The sequence below is a fragment of the Enterobacter sp. 18A13 genome, assembly GCF_007035975.1.
Taxonomy (GTDB): Bacteria; Pseudomonadota; Gammaproteobacteria; order Enterobacterales; family Enterobacteriaceae; genus Enterobacter; species Enterobacter vonholyi.
In genome coordinates this window covers 2,702,512-2,721,112 of the sequence record NZ_AP019634.1, presented here as the reverse complement: position 1 = coordinate 2,721,112, position 18,601 = coordinate 2,702,512, and the positions used below count along the sequence as shown (strand labels likewise).

The following is an 18,601-nucleotide window of genomic DNA, read 5'->3' as shown; positions in this document are numbered from 1 at the left end:
TACAGAATAAGTCAAGGAACGCATGACCCCCACGTTTCTGGCAAAGCAAAGCGATTAATGTTCTTTGTTATTTCAGGCGTTTTCCCCGATCGTCAGAGAATTATCTCTGGCGAAACGGCGTCTGAAGGAATGAGTCAACGAAGCTCCCTCTATTTACATCCGCAACAACGCGAACAAATCCGCCACCTCGCATCGGGTTTTTTATGGCGAAGCGAACTGCCCACGTGGCTGCTGATTATCACTATTTATGCAGGCTGGTTTACCACGCTGGCGTTCTGGCAAACGCTGGGTCTGCTGCCCGCCACGCTGCTGCTTATCGGGTTTACCGCCTGGTACATGTCGCTGCAGCATGAGCTGATCCACGGGCATCCCACCCGTTTTGCCTGGCTGAACCAGCTGTTTGGCACGCTCCCGCTGGCGGTCTGGTATCCGTACGGCCTGTACCGGGACTCCCATCTCGCCCATCATCGGCACCATAGCCTGACCCATCCGGTGGATGACCCGGAGTCGTACTATTTTACCGACGAGAGCTGGGCGCGCTTTTCTCCCTGGCAGAAACGGCTTATCAGGGCCCGGAATACCTTTGCCGGACGGCTGATGCTGGCACCGCTGCTGGATATCCTTCAGACGCTGGGCAGCGCCGCGGCGGCATTTCGTCACCTTCACCTGTGCGCAATGACGATGTGGCTGGTGCACGCTTTGCTGCTGGTGGTGCTCTTCGCCTGGATGGCGCATACCGGTTTTTCTCCCTTCTGGTTCGTGCTGGCAGTCAGCTATCCGGCGCTGGCGCTGACCAAGGTCCGATCGTTTTTCGAGCATCGCGCGGCGGACGATCCGCTGGCGCGCTCCGTCATTAACGAGGCCGGGCTGTTCTGGCGGGTACTGTTTTTGAATCTCAACTACCATTCAGTACATCACGATCTGCCGGGCGTGCCCTGGTACGGGCTGAAGGCGATCTACCAGCAAAACCGGGAGGCGTACCAGCAGCGAAACCACGGTTTTCTCGTCAGGGGCTATGGTGAATGGCTGCGTCAGTTCTGGGTGAGACCCGTCGACGTCACCGTTCATCCCGCAAAACAACAGGGGGAAGGGTATGAGTAACCTGCTGGCGTTTCCCATGTATGCTGTGGATCGCGCCGACACCCTTGCGCTCTGGCTGGCGGTAAAAGGGCTGCTGGCTGCGCGCGGTGTGTCCGTCGATCGCGATCCCGGCTGGCCGGAGTCCTATCTGCTGACCCACTGGCGACAGCCTGCGCTTGTCCTCAGCCAGACCTGCGGTTATCCGCTGGTTACCCAGCTTCCGGACGTGCAGGTGGTCGGCTGTTTTCACTACGCGCCCCCGGGCTGCGAAGGGTTCCAGTACCGCAGCTTTCTGGTGGTGCGCGAGGAGGATCGCCACCTCACGCTGGCGGATTTTCGCGGACGTCGTGCGGTCTGTAATTCTCCGGATTCGCAGTCCGGCTACAATGCGCTGCGAAAAATAGTCGCTCCCCTGGTGAGCAACGGTCCATTTTTCGCGCAAACGTCCTTCAGCGGCAGCCATCGCCAGTCGCTGATTGATGTGAAACGCGGTGCAGGGGATATCGCGGCCATCGACTGCGTGACCTGGGCGTTGCTGCAGCGTCACGAGCCGGAAAGACTGACGGGGCTGGCGGTGATTGACCATACCCCTCTGACGCCGGGGCTGCCGCTCATTACCTCGCACCACACCTCGCCTGACACCCTTGATGCCCTTCGCGATGCGCTCCGCGCGCTGGTGAGTTTGCCGGAATATCGGGCCGTGTGCGGCGCGGTGCTGATTGACGGTTTTAGCGTGGTGACGCGCCAGGCCTACGCCTCATTGTTGGCGTGATAAATCTCCTGCGCGTCGGTAAAGCAGCGCAGCGCCAGCGAGGAGACGGGCTTCTGCCTGCGCATAATCAGGCCGACAGGGGCCTCAATATTCGCGTCGGCGATGGGGACAATCCTGAAATTACTGTTCAGATCTTCCAGACCGTTATTCAGCGGCATCACGGCGCAGCATACGCCGCTTTGCACCGCCTGTATGATCTGAAACGTGGAGTCGCTCTCGAAAACGGACGCCGGTTCGATGCCTGCAGACTTAAAGCTGGCCTCCATATGCGCCCGGTAATGCATCCCTTTAGTCAGAAACCCCAGCGGAAAATCCGTCAGATCGCGCCAGGTCAACGTCTCCTGGCCGAGCTGGAAATGGCGGACGTCGTGCAGCAGGCCCATCTTGGTTTTGGGTAGCTGGATAATATCGAACAGGCTGGTGTCGATGCTGTTGAGGTAGCAAATTCCCAGCTCAAGCTGATTGCGGCTGACGCCGTCGGCAATCTGCGCGGAGGACATGGAATAGAGGCTGTAGGTCAGCTCCGGATATTTTTGGGTCAGCAGGCGAATAAAGATCATCGGATCCACGCTCGCCAGCGGCACCATCCCGAGACGTAATTCGCCCACCACCTGGCCTTTGCACAGCGCCGCTTCCGCCTGCAGCCCGTCGTGCGCGGCCAGCAGCGCTCGGGCCCACGCGAGGATGCGTTCACCCTCCGGCGTCAACCCTTCAAAGCGCTGTCCTCGAACAATCAGCACCAGCCCCAGCTCCTCTTCCAGGCTGCGGATGCGCATGGAGAGGGTCGGCTGGGTGATGTTGCACTGCGAGGCCGCCTTGCCAAAATGGCGGGTCTCGTCGAGCGCGATTAAATATTTTAACTGTTTAATATCCATCTTTTTCTCTGCGCGATCGGCTTACAGCATGCGGATCTCTTTAGAGCGCAGGGTGATGCGAACCGGAACGGATTTATACGACGGCGTACCGCTGTCCTTATCCAGATAATCCAGCGGTACCAGCACGTTGGCCTCCGGATAATAGGCGCCGACGGTGCCCGGCGCGATGTTGTACGCCACCACGGTAATATCTTTCAGACGCTGAACGCTGCCGGGGAGGGCGGTTTCGATATCCACGCGGTCGCCATGTTCCAGGCCTGACAGCGCCATGTCGTCCTCGTTCATGAACAACACGTCGCGGCGGCCAAACACGCCGCGGTAGCGGTCGTCCAGAGCGTAAATGGTGGTGTTGTACTGGTCGTGGCTGCGCAGCGTGATCAGGCGCAGAACGTGCTCACCTTCGCCGCTGGCGTTCTCGTGAACGCCGTCGAACACCGAGAACATCGCTTTTCCCGTCGCCGTTGGCCAGATGCGTTGCGTGGGCGGCAGCGGCATGCGGAAGCCGCCGGGAACGCGGATCCGCGCATTGTAGTTCTCAAAGCCCGGGATGGTCTGCTCGATCAGATCGCGGATGCGGTCGTAATCCTCAACCAGCATCAGCCAGTCCACGCGGGTTTCCGGCAGCGTGGCTTTCGCCATGCCGGCGACGATAGCGGGTTCCGAACGGAGCAACGGCGAGGCGGGCTTCAGCTTGCCGGATGAGGCATGGACCATCGACATCGAGTCTTCGACGGTAATGGACTGACGACCGGTAGCCTGAACATCCAGCTCGGTACGGCCAAGACACGGGAAAATAAAGGTCTCTTTGCCCACCAGCAGATGGGTACGGTTCAGCTTGGTGCCGACGTGCACGCTCAAATCCAGGTTACCCATCGCCGGAAAACCACGTTCGTGATCGGGCATCGCCACCGCAAAATTACCCCCGAGGCAGATGAGCGCCTTCGCGCGGCCGTCGATCATGGCCTGCGTGGCCTGCACCGCATCGTGTCCATGGTGAGACGGCGGCTCAAAGCCGAACACGTCCTTCAGACGATTCAGGAAGGCCGGCGATGGTTTCTCGCTAATCCCGACGGTACGGTTCCCCTGAACGTTTGAATGACCGCGCAGAGGACATATTCCCGCACCGGGCTTGCCGATATTCCCCCGTAGCAGCAGCAGGTCAGCGATCAGGCGGACGTTGGCCGTGCCTTTATTGTGCTGGGTAATGCCCATCCCGTAGGTGATGATGGTGGCATTCGATTTCGCATAGGCCTCGGCTACCGTTTTGAGGGCCGCCTGACTGAGACCTGACTCCCGCTCGATCTCGTCCCAGCGGGTCTGTGCGATATCGGCGGTGAAATCTTCAATGCCCTGGGTATGTTCGGCGATAAACGCGCGATCGAGCACGTCGCCGCGTTCGGCCTCCATTTCAAGCAGGTGTTTAGCTATGCCTTTCAGCGCGGCGGCGTCGCCCCCGGCCTTTACCTGGAAGTAGGTTGAGGCAATATCCGTAGAGCCGTAAGTTGCCATTTCAATCACGCTTTGCGGATCGGCGAAACGTTCGAGGGCGCGCTCGCGCAGCGGGTTAAAGACGATAATCGGTACGTTGCGGCGGGCCAGCTCATGGAGGGTGCCCATCATTCGCGGATGGTTCGTGCCGGGGTTGTGACCGATGGAGATAACCAGCTCGGTCTTGTCGAAATCATCCAGCGAGACGGTGCCTTTCCCGATGCCAATCGAACGCGGCAAACCGACGCTGGTGGCCTCGTGACACATATTAGAGCAGTCGGGGAAATTGTTGGTGCCGTATTCGCGAGCGAACAGCTGGAACAGATAAGCCGCTTCGTTAGAGGCCCGCCCGGAGGTATAGAACTCAACCTGGTCCGGTTCAAGCCCGCGCAGCACTTCGCCGATGCGTTCAAACGCCTCGTCCCAGGCGACGGGCCGGAAGGTATCGCTTGCCGGGTCATAGCGCAGGGGATGCGTGAGTCGACCGTAACCTTCCAGCTCAAAGTCCGATTTTGCCAGCAGCGAGGAGACGCTGTTTTCGGCCAGAAACGCGGGGGTAACGCGTTTGCTGGTGGCTTCCCAGGTCACCGCTTTGGCGCCGTTCTCGCAGAACTGGAAGGTCGATTTGTGTTCTTTATCCGGCCACGCGCAGCCCGGGCAGTCAAAGCCGTCAGGCTGGTTGGTGCGCAGCAGCGTCGCGGGGGCATCAAGGGTATCCATTTGGGTACGTACTGCAATGGCCGTCGCTTTCAATGCGCCCCAGCCGCCGGCAGGACCGTCATAGTGTCTGATACCCGGCACCGAGCGTCTTTTCTTGTTCATACCCACTCCTGATTTGTTCGGTCACACAACGTCTGAACCCCTAAAAGCGCTGCAAAGAACGATAAGTGAATGCAATGACGACCGGATGGCGACGCGCGTGCGGTACGAAAAGATGCTTTAACTTAAATTCTTTTTATTACAGTTGTTTATAGGGTCTGGTGTTGAAGCATTTAAAGAAATTATAACGATTTTTTATCATTTTAATAATAAATCTTATCTATCGCATGGTAAGCAAGATAGATGGGGCGAGCAGGAGAGGATGTAGCACCAATAAAGTTTCGAATGAAGCCTTTGAGCGGTGACAATAAAAAACATTCACAGCTGGCGGGCTATCGCGAGCATTTTCGGCTGCTATAAGGTCAGGAAAGTTAACTCAGGCTTAATGATTAATAGATAAAATTTAGGCCTGACGGGATAATTGCCATAACGAGAAATATAAAGTTATTTTTAGGCGTGAAATTAACGCCCTGCAACATAAGTGAAATAGTCACATTCAAGTCTTAGAGTCCGATCGATATTAAAGATACTCTGTTGGTGCAACAAATAATTCATCGTTGATATATTCTGCTGACCTCATCAATACGCAAATTCTACTAATTATGGTAGTGGCGATAATAGCTGTATTGCGTTAATGAAAGTATTTCTATTTTATATTTTTGCTATATAAAACATTAAGTTGCAGTGTATTTTGGTAGGGAAATAAGAGAGTTTGGGCTACGTCGGGTTTTTTCATAGGATTAATCCTATAATTTTCCGACTGCTTCATTTAGCAACAGTTACGCAACGGTAAATATTGAATTGAGGCAAAGCTCATGTAAACTTGCTTACCGTTTGTCAAAATATGTCAGGAAGACGCTGGGCCTTATTCTGAAGGGCTCGTGCGGTAGCTATGTCCTTAAAATAGTAACGCCCCGAAAATATCCTGGCTATTTTAACAATAGCACTTAAGTCAAACTTCACCCCCTTATCTTCATCATCGAAATATCGCTACGGAAAAGCATATGAAAATGCGCGTACTGTTTTCACTTCTGTTTGTAATGGCGGTGGCGGGCTGTAAAGCGCCGCAGAAACCTGTGATCAACGACGATACTATCGAGACCAGTCAGGTCAACGGCGTCACCTTAACCCACCGTCACGCTGTTACCCCGCCGGCGGAGTTCACGCCGGTCAACGAGCCGTATCGTGCTATGTATCCGGCCTCTCTGATGAGCCGTCCTGACTTCGGCGGTAAAGTTATCCGCACTCTTGATACCGGAAAAACGTACGTGGTGCTGGGTCAGGTTGAACACTACTGGATGGCGCTTGCCGATGAAGGTAACGAGCAGCTGATTGGTTACGTCCCGATGCGCGCCGTTATCAAGGCCGACCTGTACGACGCCGCCGTGCGTAAACAGGCTATTCGTCCGAAGACGCGTAAAAAAGCGACCTGTGTCGATGTCGATGGCAACAGCAAAGCCTGCAAAGACAGCGCTAACGGTACCTGGATCCTGAACTAAACGGCTTTAATGAGCGCATTTTTATGAATAATAAAAATTTTCATAAGCTGTGGTTATTCTTTTACGCGGTGGTTTTCGCCCTGGTCAGTGGTTGTACGTCGTCTTCACACAGCGACCCCTCCCGCTACAATCTGCAGTTTCAGGCTCATCCACAAATCAATGAATCTGCGCCGCTTAAGGTCCGGGTGCTGTTGCTGAAATCCGATGCGGATTTCATGTCCAGCGACTTTTACTCCCTGCAGAACAACGCGTCAGCCACGCTTGGCGCGAATCTGCTGAACAGCGACGTGTTTTTCCTGATGCCGGGACAGCTGTCCAAAACCCTCAGCGGGCAAAGCTCTCCGGAGGCCCGCTACATCGGCGTGATGGCGGAGTATCAGGTGCTGGATGGCAAAAAATGGCGCGTTTCACTTCCTCTGCCCGTGCCTGGCGAAAATCATATCTACCAGTTCTGGAAATGGTCCGCAGATGAACTCCAGGCCAACGTTTTTCTCGACGTGAACGGCATTCGGGTCATCAGCCAGTAACGCGCTTCTAAACAGGAAACACATCATCATGACGAAAGCAGAAAAGGTTGTCTGGACCGAAGGCATGTTCCTGCGTCCACACCATTTTCAGCGGACTGAAAGCTATCTGCTCAACCATGTTCGTGAATGGGGCGCGCTGCAGCGATCGTATCTCTGGGGCTTTCTTGACGTTGAACTGGATGAAGCGATGCTTCGTCAGGGATGCATAGCCCTGAGCTACTGCAGTGGGTTGCTGCCGGACGGCACCTTTTTCCAGGTCCGTAACGGGCGCAACGGCCCTGTACCGCTGAAAATTCCTGACAATCTCACTAACGAAAAGGTGGTGCTCGCGCTGCCGGTTCGTCGTGGCGAGAGAGAAGAGGTGATCTTTAGCGAAGAGGCAGCCTCGCTGGCGCGCTTTATCGCTTTCGAGCAAGAGGTGGAAGACGACAACGCCATGTCGGTGGGAGATGCCACCGTTCAGTTTGGCCGCCTGCGTCTGACCCTGATGCTGGAAAAAGACCTCACGGCAGAATGGACCGCCATCGGCGTGGCGTTTGTGACGGAGAAACGTAACGACAACCACGTGCGGCTCGACAACAGCTACATCCCGCCGATGCTCAATGCCAACAACAGCCCGCAGATCTACAGCATGATCAACGATCTGCACGGCTTGCTGGTACAGCGCAGCCAGCAAATTGGCGGTCGTTTGCGCCAGCCCGGTCGCTTTAATACCTCTGAACTGATTGAGTTCACGCTGCTGTCGCTGGTTAACCGTCATCTGGGCGAGGTGTCTCATTTAAAAACCCTCCCGCTGCTGCATCCGGAAACGCTCTGGCGCAGCTGGCTGCCGTTTGCGACCGAACTTGCCACCTGGACGTCGCAGCGGACCGCCGAAAGCGTGCTGCCGATTTACGATCATGACGATCTGGCAAACTGCTTCAGCAAGCTGATGCTGATGCTGCGTCAGGGGCTGTCGCTGGTGATGGAAGACCACGCGATTCAGATCCCGCTTAACGAGCGCTCTCACGGCCTCAACATCGCCACGGTGCCTGAAACCAGCATGGTGCGTGAGTTCGGCTTCGTGCTGGCGGTAAAAGCCAACGTGCCGGGCGAACACCTGCAAACCCATTTCCCGGCGCAGATGAAGGTCGCACCGGTGTCGAAAATCCGCGATCTGGTTCAGCTTCAGCTGCCGGGCATTATGCTGCGGGCCATGCCGGTCGCGCCGCCGCAGATCCCGTGGCATGCCGGCTACAGCTACTTCGAGCTCGAGAAGGGCAGCGAGCTGTGGCACGAGATGGATAAGTCCGGCGCATTCGCCCTGCACCTTGCAGGGGAGTTCCCGGGGCTGGATATGGAGTTTTGGGCCATCCGTAGCCCGACAGAATAATAAAGCGAGCGCTTAATATGCAGGAACGACAGGACACCGGCAGCGATGCCGCGTTTACCGGGGCCAGTAGCAACAATCAGCTGGTGGCGGCCGCCAATCCGCTGCTCAATGCGATTCCGCAGATCCGTCATTCGGTCTCCCATGACGATCAGGTGGCGTTACGCCAGCGCCTGATCGATGAAATTCGCCGTTTTGAAGTCCGCTGCCAGCAGGCAGGGCTGCCCTACGAAGTGATCGTCGGGGCACGTTACTGCCTGTGTACGGCGCTCGACGAGGCCGCCGCGCTCACCCCCTGGGGCAGCAGCGGCGTCTGGTCCAGCAACGGTCTGCTGGTGACGTTCCATAACGAAACCTGGGGCGGCGAGAAGTTCTTCCAGCTGCTGGCGCGCCTGTCGCAAAACCCGCGCGAGCACATTCTGCTGCTGGAGATGATCAACTACTGCCTTCTGCTGGGCTTCGAGGGACGCTATCGGGTTCTGGATAATGGCCGCACCCAGCTTGAGACCATCAAGCAGCGGCTGTGGCAGATGATCCGCGGCGTGCGCGGCAGCTATCCGCCGCCGCTTTCTCCCCATCCGGAAGATCGTCCCGTGCTGCGTAAGCTCTGGCGGCCGATGGTTCCCCTGTGGGCCTGCGTGGCGCTGGCCGGGTTTATCGCCTGTCTCTTCTATATCTTGCTTAACTGGCGTCTTGGCGACAGCACCAACCCGGTGCTGGCGAAGATTTACCAGTCCCAGCTGCCGGAAACCACTATTCAGCAACCGGCCCGTCAGCTACCGGCGGTGCTTAACCTTCGCGGCTTCCTGAAACCGGAGATCGAGGCTGGCCTCGTCGCGGTGAAAGACGAAGCGGATCGCAGCGTCGTTATCCTGAAAGGCGACGGGCTGTTTGCCTCTGCCTCGACCGTCGTGCGCGACCGCTATGAACCGGTCATCAGCCGCATTGCGCAGGCGATGAATAACGTCAGCGGCAAAATTCTGGTGGTGGGCTACAGCGACAACGTGCCGATCCGCAGCGCGCGCTTTGCCTCCAACTATGAACTCTCTCTGGAACGCGCCCGCTCGGTACAAAAAATGCTGCAGGGAAGCCTCTCTCAGCCTGGCCGCGTGAAAGCGGAAGGGCGGGGCGAGATTAACCCGGTGGCGCCAAACACGACGCCTGAAAACCGCGCCCGAAACCGCCGTGTGGAAATTACTCTGCTGGTGTCGCCTGAAAACACTCAGGCCGAGCTGAACGGATTGCCGCAAGGAAACTAAGGAATGCTGACTACACTTCTTTCCATTTTGACCAACCGCATTCTGTGGAGCTTCCTCGGCGTAACGGCGCTGGCGGCGGTGATCTGGATGATTGGCCCTCTGCTGTCCATCGTGGACACCCGACCGCTCGAATCCGAACAGAACCGCATCATCAGTATCGCCGTGGTCTACCTGCTGTGGGCGCAGGGCCATATTCTGCCGCGCCTTTATAATGCCTGGCTGAACCGCAAGCTGATGGACAAGCTCAAGGAGAACACCGCCAGCCAGGAAGCGGCGGATCCGCAGAAGCGACTGAACAGCGAGGAGCAGATCCTCGCCAGCCGCTTTGATGAAGCCGCGCAGATGCTTAAAAAAGCGCACTTCAGCAAAGCGGGCCAGGGCGCCCAGTGGACGCAGCGCTTCAGCACGCAATATCTCTATCAGCTGCCGTGGTACGTCATTATTGGCGCGCCGGGCTCCGGCAAAACCACGGCGCTGGTCAACTCCGGGCTGCAGTTCCCGCTGGCCGACCGCTTCGGTAAGACCGCGCTGCGGGGTATTGGCGGCACGCGTAACTGCGACTGGTGGTTCACCAACGAGGCCGTGCTGCTGGACACCGCGGGTCGTTATACCACCCAGGAGAGCGAGCAGGCGCAGGATGCCGGTGAGTGGCTGCAGTTCATGGGGTTACTGCGCAAGTACCGTCGCCGCCAGCCGATTAACGGCGTCATCGTCACGATCAGCATTTCGGACCTGCTGACCCAGTCTGCCGAGGCGTCCCGCCAGCAGGCGGTGAACCTGCGCCAGCGCCTGTCCGAGCTGCATGAACAGCTGGGTATCCGCTTCCCGGTCTACGTGATGGTGACCAAGGCCGACCTGCTTAAAGGCTTCCGCGCCTGGTTTGCCGACTACGATAAAGCGCAGCGCGACCAGATCTGGGGCTTTACGCTGCCGTGGGAGCAAACCAAACACGCCGATTACGACCTGATGGGCAACTTCCAGCAGGAGTTTTCTCTGCTGCAGCAGCGCCTCGATGCCGGGCTGCCGGAAACCATGCTGAAAGAGCATGACGCGAAAACCCGCGCAGAAGCGTATCTCTTCCCGCAGGAGTTCGCCGCGCTGCGTCCGCTGCTGGCGGACTACCTGAGCACCGTCTTCGCCCGCTCCAACTTCGAAACCGAGTTCTCTCCGCGCGGGATCTACTTCGCCAGCGGGACGCAGGAAGGCATGCCGTTCGACCGCGTGATGGGCGAACTGAACCGCGCGCTGTCGCTGCCGGAAGGGGGAGAGGCGGATAACTGGGATTCAGTCAGCAAAGAAGCGCCAATCCCGGGCGCAAAAGGCCAGAGTTTCTTCATTAAGAACCTGCTGCAAAACGTCATCTTCCAGGAAGCCGGGATCGCAGGCGAAAACCGCTGGTGGGAGCTGCGCAACCGGGCGGTGATATGGTCCGGCTACGCGGCGCTGCTGGCCCTGCTGGTGATCCTGGGCGGTCTGTGGCTGACCAGCTATGCCAAAAACAAGGCCTACCTGGAAGAGGTGGATGCGAAGGTGCCGCTGCTGGACCAGCAGAGCAAAGCCTTACAGAACCAGACCCAGCGTGACCTGTTCGATCTGCTGCCGCTGCTGAACGGTCTGGTTGACCTGCCGAAAAGCGACGCGTTTGATGTCAACGATCCGCCGGTATCCCGCCGTATGGGACTCTATCGCGGGGATGACGTCAGCGACGCCTCGCAGTCGCTGTATCAGAAAGCGCTGGATCAGATGCTGCTCCCTGCCGTTGCCATGCACATCACCACCTGGCTTCGTAACGACAACGGCAGCGATGTGGAATACAGCTATGAAGCGCTGAAAGCCTATCAGATGCTCTATCAGCCAAAGCACTACGACGGTAAATTCCTGCATTCGTGGGTGATGCTCAACCTGCAGCGGAATCTGCCGCAGAACGTCACGAAGGCGCAGCTGCAGCAGCTTGAATGGCACCTGACGCAGCTGCTGGAGCCGAAAATTCAGGCCTCGCCGTACGCGCAGGACGAATCGCTGGTTGCCCGCGAAAGGGCGATGATCGGCCAGCAGCCGCTCTCCACGCGGGTGTACGGTCGTCTCAAGCGCCTGCTGGAGCATGATGAAAACCTGAAGCCGGTTTCCCTTTCCGACCTGGGCGGGCCGCAGAGCGAGCTGGTATTTTCCCGCAAAAGCGGCAAGCCGGTCAGCGAAGGCGTACCGGGGCTCTATACGCCGGACGGCTACTGGAAAAGCTTTAACGGCCAGATTGACAGCGTAACCACCGCTCTGCACGAGGACGACGCCTGGGTGCTGGGGGCCGCGACGGCGCAGGAGGATAAACAGCAGATCGACAACGCCGTGCGCCAGCTCTACATGCGCGACTTTATCGCAAACTGGGATCGCTTCCTCGCCGACATTCAGCTGAACAACAGCGCCGATCTTTCCCAGCGCATCAACACCGCGCGCCTGCTCTCCGGCGCCAATTCGCCGCTGCGCCGTCTGGTGCAGAACCTGAGCCAGGTCCTGACGCTCTCCCGCGATACGCCAGCGCCGGAAGATGCGGGTAAAGCGCAGGCGCAAAGCAACCGCGCCACCCGCACGCTGGAAGCGCTGTTCAGTAATAATGACAATGCGCCGACGCAGGCCGCCGCGGTTACCCAGGCGCCGGAGCAGCTGGTGACCGACCACTACGCGCCGATGATTGAGCTGGCCCAGCCGCTGGAGAAGGGCGGGAAGACCATCGTGTTTGACGATTTTCTCAAGCAGGTGGATGAGCTGTATCGCTACCTGACCGCCGTTCAGGATGCGGCCAACAGCGGCATGCCGGCGCCGGGCGGGGAGGCGATCAGCCGCCTGCAGGCCAGCGCCGGTCGTCTGCCGGGCGGGCTGCAAACCATGTTCAGCAACATGGCTGTGGGCGCCAGCAGCGATACCCAGCGTCGTGACCTGGAAAACGTACGGAAGCGGATTAACGTTGAAGTGGGCGGTTTTTGCCGCCAGGCAATTGCCGGTCGCTACCCGCTGGTGCGCAGCGCCAGCACCGAGGTCACCCCTGACGATCTCGCGCGCATGTTTGCGCCGGGGACCGGGCTGATGGATACCTTCTTTCGCGATAACCTGACCAGCAAAGTGGACACCACCCAGGCAAACTGGCGCTTTATGCCGGGCATCGACGGTAAAACGCTGCCGGGCAGTGAAGGGCTGCTGAGACCGTTCCAGCAGGCCCAGTCGATTCGCGACGCCTTCTTTGCTAACGGCACAACCACGCCGTCCTTTAAGGTGACGGTTCGCACCGTGCGAATGGATAACTCCATTCTGAACCTGACGCTGGACGTTGACGGCCAGCTGCTGCGCTACAGCCACGGCCCGCAGGCCGTGCAGATCATGAACTGGCCGGGGCCGGGCGGCACCAACCAGGTGCGCATGCAGCTGGGGCTGACGAACGGCAGCACGGCGACGCTGGTGACCAACGGTTCCTGGGCGCTGAACCGCTTCTTTGATAAAGCGAGCACCAGCCCGGGGGCGGGTAGCCTGAGCCGTCAGGCCACCTTCAACGTCGACGGACATCAGGTCACGCTGGAGTTTGCGCCAAACAGCATTCGTAACCCGTTCCAGCTTCCCCGTTTCTCATGCCCATAACCGCAAGGACAGCCGTATGACGAATACCCCTGCGATGAACCGCTACAGCTGGTATGGCAAGTTACCCAGCGCCGGAGATTTTTTGCAGCGTCGCTTTCCTGACACTTTACAGCGCCAGTGGTCACACTGGTTCCAGGTCGGCCTGCTGGCCTGGCAGCAGGAAGAGCAGCGCAGCGGCGAGCGCCAGTTTCAGAAAGCGCCAGTCTGGAATTTTGTGGTACCGCCCATGCTGGGCAGCCAGATGATCCAGATGGGCTGTCTGCTGCCCGGCCGCGACAGCGTTGGCCGACAGTATCCTGTTTGCCTTCAGCTGAGCTTCGCGCCGTCCGAATGGTCGACCAGCCTGCTCAGCCAGGCCGAAAGCTGGTATCAGCAGATTGGGCGCCTGGGGCTGCACGCGGTGCGCAACAGTTTTTCCGCCTCGCAGCTCGACGAAATGCTGATGACCATTCCGGCGCCGCAGCCGGTCGAGCCGCAAAAGCGTTCCGACATACTTGATGTGATTGGCTATGACGAGGACGGCCAGAGCACGCTGGGCTGGCCTCAGGCGGCTGAATGTTTTGATCCTCTGCGTCAGACCAGCTACTGGTGGACCAACCGCTGCGACGGCTACCCGCTGTACACCCACGTGCACAGCGGTAACTTTACCGGGCAGCTTTTCACCCTGCTGTTCGACCCGGCAGGGGGCGCTCGTCCGGGCCGTCACGGTCTCTATCCGCCTATGTTTGAATAAGCAGGGATCTCATGAATATCGAAGAATTTCTCGCGCCAATAAGTCCCGAAAAACCCTGTGGCGAAAACCTGGAGTACGACGCCGACTTCCAGAGCATGAATCAGGCAAGTCTTGGGAAAGCGGAACAGCAGTTTGGCGACACCATTATTCCGGCAGAACCAGCTGACTGGAACACGGTGGAAAAATACGCCACCAGCCTGCTGACCCGCACCAAGGATCTTCGCGTCCTGCTGGCGTTAACCCATGCCTGGACCCGCCGTCGCGGGCTTGCGGGCTACGCGGACGGATTACTGCTGGTGCAGGAGGCGATCGCCCGTTACTGGGAGACGCTCTATCCGCTGCTGGAAGAGTATGGCGAAACCGACCCGTTCTACCGCATTAACGCCCTGGCAGGGCTGAGCGATAAGTCCGACCTCACCATCGCCGTGCGTAACGCCTCGCTGCTGCGTTCAAACGGCGATGAAATTTCGCTCCGGGATGCTCAGGCCCTGCTGGACGGCAGTAAAACCGAATGCCCGGACTATCCCGGCGGGCGTCCACGGCTGATTGACGAGCTGGCCCGCGGCGACCAGCCGGGGACCGCAGCGGTTATCGTCATCAACGAACGGCTGCTGGCCATTCGCGAGCTGCTCACCGGGCATCTCGGTGAAAGCGGCGTGCCCGAGATGGAGCAGCTGCTTAAAACCGTCGGACTGGTAGCAAGCGCGTGTCAGGTAACCGACATCAGCAAGCTGCTGCCGAACCGTGAGGCGCATGCAGAACCACAGGCAGAGCAGCCGTCGTCGGCAGCGCAGCCCGCTCAGCCGGTCACCGACTGGCGCAGCGTGCAGGTCACCAGCCGCGCCGACGCGCAGCTGATGCTGGAAAAAGCAAAACAGTATTTTGCGCAGTACGAACCGAGCCACCCCGCACCGCTGATGATTGAACGGGTGCAGCGGCTGTCAGAACTCAACTTTATGGACATTATTCGCGACCTGGCGCCAGACGGCGTTAACCAACTTGAAAACATCTTTGGGCGCCGCGAATAACGCGTCCAGGCATTATGACGACAGGCATGGAGCCTGCCGTTTCACCTTCACCGCGCATCTTTGATGGAGAACATCATGGCAATGAGTAACAGTGGGCAGAAATTCATCGCACGTAACCGTGCCCCCCGCGTGCAGATCGAGTACGACGTAGAGATCTACGGTGCAGAACGTAAGATTCAGCTGCCGTTTGTGATGGGCGTCATGGCCGATCTGGTCGGCAAACCGGTTGAAAACCTGCCGGCCGTCGACGAGCGTAAATTCCTCGAAATCGACATCGACAACTTTGACGAACGCATGAAGGCGCTTAAGCCGCGCGTGGCGTTCCAGGTGGATAATACCCTGACCGGCGAAGGTAAGCTCAACGTGGATCTGACCTTCGACAGCATGGACGACTTCCTGCCGGATGCGGTGGCCCGCAAGGTTGAGCCGCTGAACAAGCTGCTGGAAGCGCGTACCCAGCTTTCCAACCTGCTGACCTATATGGACGGTAAAAACGGTGCGGAAGAGCTGATCGCAAAAATTCTGCAGGATCCGACGCTGCTCAAATCCCTGAGCCAGTTGCCGAAAAATGACGAAAGCGCGAAAGGTAGCGAGGAATAATCGATGAGCAACCAGACTCAACAACACGAGCAGCAGGCGGGTCAGGCGTTCAGCCAGGATGAATTCAGCGCGCTGCTGAACAAAGAGTTCCGCCCGAAAACCGACCAGGCGCGTTCCGCTGTAGAAAGCGCGGTCAAAACCCTGGCGCAGCAGGCGCTGGAAAATACCGTCACCTTCTCGAACGATACCTACCGTACCATTCAGAACCTGATTGCCGGTATCGACGAGCAGCTTTCGCAGCAGGTAAACCAGATCATTCACCACGAAGAGTTTCAGAAGCTGGAGAGCGCCTGGCGCGGTCTGAGCTACCTGGTGAACAACACTGAAACTGACGAGATGCTGAAGATCCGCTTTATGAGCATCTCCAAGCAGGAGCTGGGCCGCACCCTGAAGCGCTTCAAGGGCGTGGGCTGGGACCAGAGCCCGATCTTCAAAAAAATCTACGAGCAGGAGTACGGTCAGTTCGGCGGCGAGCCGTTTGGCTGCATCGTCGGCGACTATTACTTCGACCACAGCCCGCAGGACGTTGAGCTGCTGGGGGAAATGGCGCGCATCGGCTCTGCGGCGCACTGTCCGTTTATCACCGGTACCGCACCGGGCGTGATGCAGATGGAGTCCTGGCAGGAGCTGGCTAACCCGCGCGACCTGACCAAGATCTTCCAGAACACCGAATACGCCGCCTGGCGTTCGCTGCGTGAATCCGAAGATGCCCGCTATCTGGGTCTGGTGATGCCGCGCTTCCTGTCGCGCCTGCCGTACGGCATTCGCACCAACCCGGTCGACAGCTTTGACTTTGAAGAGCAGACCGACGGCGCGAACCACAACAGCTACTCGTGGGCGAACGCAGCGTATGCGATGGCCGCCAACATCAACCGCTCCTTCAAAGAGTACGGCTGGTGCACCTCGATTCGCGGCGTGGAGTCCGGCGGGGCGGTGGAAAATCTGCCGTGCCACACCTTCCCGAGCGATGACGGCGGCGTGGACATGAAGTGCCCAACCGAGATCGCCATCAGCGATCGTCGTGAAGCTGAGCTTGCGAAAAACGGCTTTATGCCGCTGGTTCACCGCAAAAACTCCGACTTTGCTGCCTTCATCGGCGCGCAGTCCCTGCAGAAACCGGCCGAGTACCACGACCCGGATGCCACCGCCAACGCGCGCCTGGCCTCTCGTCTGCCGTACCTGTTCGCCTGCTGCCGCTTTGCCCACTACCTGAAGTGCATCGTCCGCGACAAAATCGGCTCCTTCCGCGAGCGCGAAGAGATGGAGCGCTGGCTGAACGACTGGGTGATGAACTACGTCGACGGTGACCCGGCTAACTCCTCCCAGGAGACCAAGTCCCGTAAACCGCTGGCGGCTGCGGAAGTGCAGGTGCAGGAGATTGAGGACAACCCGGGATACTACGCCGCGAAGTTCTTCCTGCGCCCACACTACCAGCTGGAAGGTCTGACCGTTTCTCTGCGTCTGGTATCTAAACTGCCGTCTCTGAAGACGAAAGACGCGTGATGATGAGTGCCGGCCCTGGAGGGTCGGCACCATTTCGGTGAGTACGAGATAGCTAATGAATTTGACTGTGAAAGCGTTAATACGAAAATTCATCAGCTATTTAACCGTTTATATATTGCTAATAATTTCATTTATGCTGTTTGTGGCGGTATCCAGCTACTATCTGTTTATCTTTGACTGGCCGGAAGATGTTCCGAGAATCGCAATGCATGGATTCTTATGTGCTGGACTTAATGCATTAGCGATAGGGATATACGTTGTCGCAGAAAAATGGAAAGATAAAAGTTAGTATTTTGGTCGGACTGATGCGCTGTGGTTCTATGGCAAAGGATATAAGGTGAAGCATTTCTGTTTTTTCCTCGCATTTATGACTTTTTATGTGTGTGCTGGAAATAACTATCCTGATTTTTATCAGCAGCAAACATACCGGCAGGTTTTAAAAGATTTAGTTCTGTCGCGCTGTCTTGCTCAGGTGGCAGATAAAGGCAGTCAGTTTTCTGCTGATGCGGCCCGAAGTGCGAGCGCATTTATTGAGTGGATACCTTTTGATGCTGAAAATGGCACGGATAAAGTGAATGCCCTCATCGAAAAATATAAAAATCAAATTAATGGTTTTCATTCAGAGCGAAAACCCGATGTCAAAGGTGTAACCTTCAACTGTCTACGTCTTTATCATAGCGACGAACTGAACAAACTGGTTCCGCAAGTCATCATTGGCGATCCTGATCGTAGCTGGATCCAGGATAACCCAGAGTAGTAAAAGACTTCACATTCTTTCCGTTCATTCAGGGGGAATGTAAGACTGTCAAATGACACGGGTCATTTGATATGAGGCAGAGGTAAAATATGGACGGTTTTATTCAGCCCCATGCTTTCCTGTTTGCCATATAAGTGCTTTTTCGAAAGCAATATTGTTCATCCACGAAGAGTAGATATTATGGCTATTGATATGTTTCTGAAGGTCGAGGGTGTTACGGGCGAATCTAAAGATTCTAACCACACCGGCTGGACTGATATTACCTCCTTCTCCTGGGGTGCTTCCCAGCCAGGTAATATGAGCGTTGGCGGTGGCGGCGGTGCTGGTAAAGTTAACTTTAACGACCTGCACGTTAACGCGCTGATCGACAAATCCACCACCGCTATCCTGAAACACTGCGCCAGCGGTAAACACCTGACCAAAGTTGAGCTGTCCGTCTGTAAAGCCGGCGGCCAGCAGGTGGAATACTCCCGCATCACGCTGGAAGATGTGCTGGTCACCTCTGTTCAGTACACCGGTGCAGACAACGGCGATACCGTTGGTGTGACCTATGCGTTCCAGGCTGCGAAAGTGAAACAGCAGTACTGGGAGCAGACCACGTCTGGTGGTAAGGGTGCTGAAAGCAGCGCTGGCTGGAACATCAAAGAAAACAAAGAAGCGTAATTGCG

Annotated in this window: 15 protein-coding genes; 13 read left to right on the top strand and 2 right to left on the bottom strand. The window is 57.4% G+C overall.

The genetic code is table 11. From position 1 onward, the window contains the following. The first annotated feature begins 129 nt into the window (after window positions 1-129). Both FOY93_RS13240 and FOY93_RS13235 read left to right on the top strand, forming a co-directional pair. Window positions 130-1,101, top strand: a complete 972-nt coding sequence (locus FOY93_RS13240; RefSeq protein ID WP_143345247.1) for a fatty acid desaturase — start codon at window positions 130-132, stop codon at window positions 1,099-1,101. Continuing rightward, the gene (locus FOY93_RS13235) at window positions 1,094-1,852 is read left to right on the top strand and encodes a phosphate/phosphite/phosphonate ABC transporter substrate-binding protein (RefSeq protein ID WP_143345246.1); all 759 of its coding nucleotides are present in this window, start codon (window positions 1,094-1,096) and stop codon (window positions 1,850-1,852) included. The genes FOY93_RS13240 and FOY93_RS13235 overlap by 8 nt, the downstream gene beginning before the upstream one ends. On the opposite strand, the gene FOY93_RS13230 is transcribed toward FOY93_RS13235, so the two are convergent. After that, window positions 1,831-2,727 (bottom strand): LysR family transcriptional regulator, encoded by an 897-nt coding sequence (locus tag FOY93_RS13230; protein WP_143345245.1) that lies wholly within the window; start codon window positions 2,725-2,727, stop codon window positions 1,831-1,833. The genes FOY93_RS13235 and FOY93_RS13230 overlap by 22 nt on opposite strands. A gap of 21 nt (window positions 2,728-2,748) precedes the next feature. Further along, on the bottom strand, window positions 2,749-5,037 hold the full coding sequence (locus FOY93_RS13225; RefSeq protein ID WP_143345244.1) for an FdhF/YdeP family oxidoreductase: 2,289 nt from the start codon (window positions 5,035-5,037) through the stop codon (window positions 2,749-2,751). A 1,001-nt stretch (window positions 5,038-6,038) separates the two neighbouring features. Here FOY93_RS13225 and FOY93_RS13220 point away from each other — a divergent pair. From FOY93_RS13220 to FOY93_RS13170, 11 genes are all read left to right on the top strand, one after another. Beyond that, window positions 6,039-6,533, top strand: a complete 495-nt coding sequence (locus tag FOY93_RS13220; RefSeq protein ID WP_111964770.1) for an SH3 domain-containing protein — start codon at window positions 6,039-6,041, stop codon at window positions 6,531-6,533. Between the two features lie 23 nt (window positions 6,534-6,556). After that, entirely contained in the window at window positions 6,557-7,060 is a 504-nt protein-coding gene (gene tssJ, locus FOY93_RS13215; protein WP_063143854.1) for a type VI secretion system lipoprotein TssJ, read from the top strand. A gap of 28 nt (window positions 7,061-7,088) precedes the next feature. Beyond that, entirely contained in the window at window positions 7,089-8,432 is a 1,344-nt protein-coding gene (gene tssK / locus FOY93_RS13210; RefSeq protein ID WP_111964768.1) for a type VI secretion system baseplate subunit TssK, read from the top strand. Between the two features lie 17 nt (window positions 8,433-8,449). Then, on the top strand, window positions 8,450-9,688 hold the full coding sequence (locus FOY93_RS13205) for a DotU family type VI secretion system protein (protein WP_133294654.1): 1,239 nt from the start codon (window positions 8,450-8,452) through the stop codon (window positions 9,686-9,688). A gap of 3 nt (window positions 9,689-9,691) precedes the next feature. Continuing rightward, window positions 9,692-13,312, top strand: a complete 3,621-nt coding sequence (tssM, locus tag FOY93_RS13200; protein ID WP_143345243.1) for a type VI secretion system membrane subunit TssM — start codon at window positions 9,692-9,694, stop codon at window positions 13,310-13,312. A gap of 16 nt (window positions 13,313-13,328) precedes the next feature. Continuing rightward, window positions 13,329-14,045, top strand: a complete 717-nt coding sequence (tagF, locus tag FOY93_RS13195; protein WP_029740102.1) for a type VI secretion system-associated protein TagF — start codon at window positions 13,329-13,331, stop codon at window positions 14,043-14,045. Window positions 14,046-14,056: 11 nt separating this feature from the next. Next, window positions 14,057-15,073, top strand: a complete 1,017-nt coding sequence (gene tssA, locus FOY93_RS13190) for a type VI secretion system protein TssA (protein WP_133294652.1) — start codon at window positions 14,057-14,059, stop codon at window positions 15,071-15,073. A 75-nt stretch (window positions 15,074-15,148) separates the two neighbouring features. Beyond that, window positions 15,149-15,673, top strand: a complete 525-nt coding sequence (gene tssB / locus FOY93_RS13185) for a type VI secretion system contractile sheath small subunit (RefSeq protein WP_008502644.1) — start codon at window positions 15,149-15,151, stop codon at window positions 15,671-15,673. Between the two features lie 3 nt (window positions 15,674-15,676). Then, window positions 15,677-17,176 carry a type VI secretion system contractile sheath large subunit gene (gene tssC, locus FOY93_RS13180; protein ID WP_014884232.1) on the top strand — a complete coding sequence of 500 codons (1,500 nt, stop codon included), beginning with the start codon at window positions 15,677-15,679 and terminating at the stop codon, window positions 17,174-17,176. A 337-nt stretch (window positions 17,177-17,513) separates the two neighbouring features. After that, window positions 17,514-17,933, top strand: coding sequence for a T6SS amidase immunity protein Tai4 family protein (locus tag FOY93_RS13175; protein WP_232057350.1), 420 nt, complete (start codon window positions 17,514-17,516; stop codon window positions 17,931-17,933). Window positions 17,934-18,113: 180 nt separating this feature from the next. Further along, window positions 18,114-18,596, top strand: a complete 483-nt coding sequence (locus FOY93_RS13170) for an Hcp family type VI secretion system effector (protein ID WP_008502640.1) — start codon at window positions 18,114-18,116, stop codon at window positions 18,594-18,596. Window positions 18,597-18,601 lie beyond the last annotated feature (5 nt).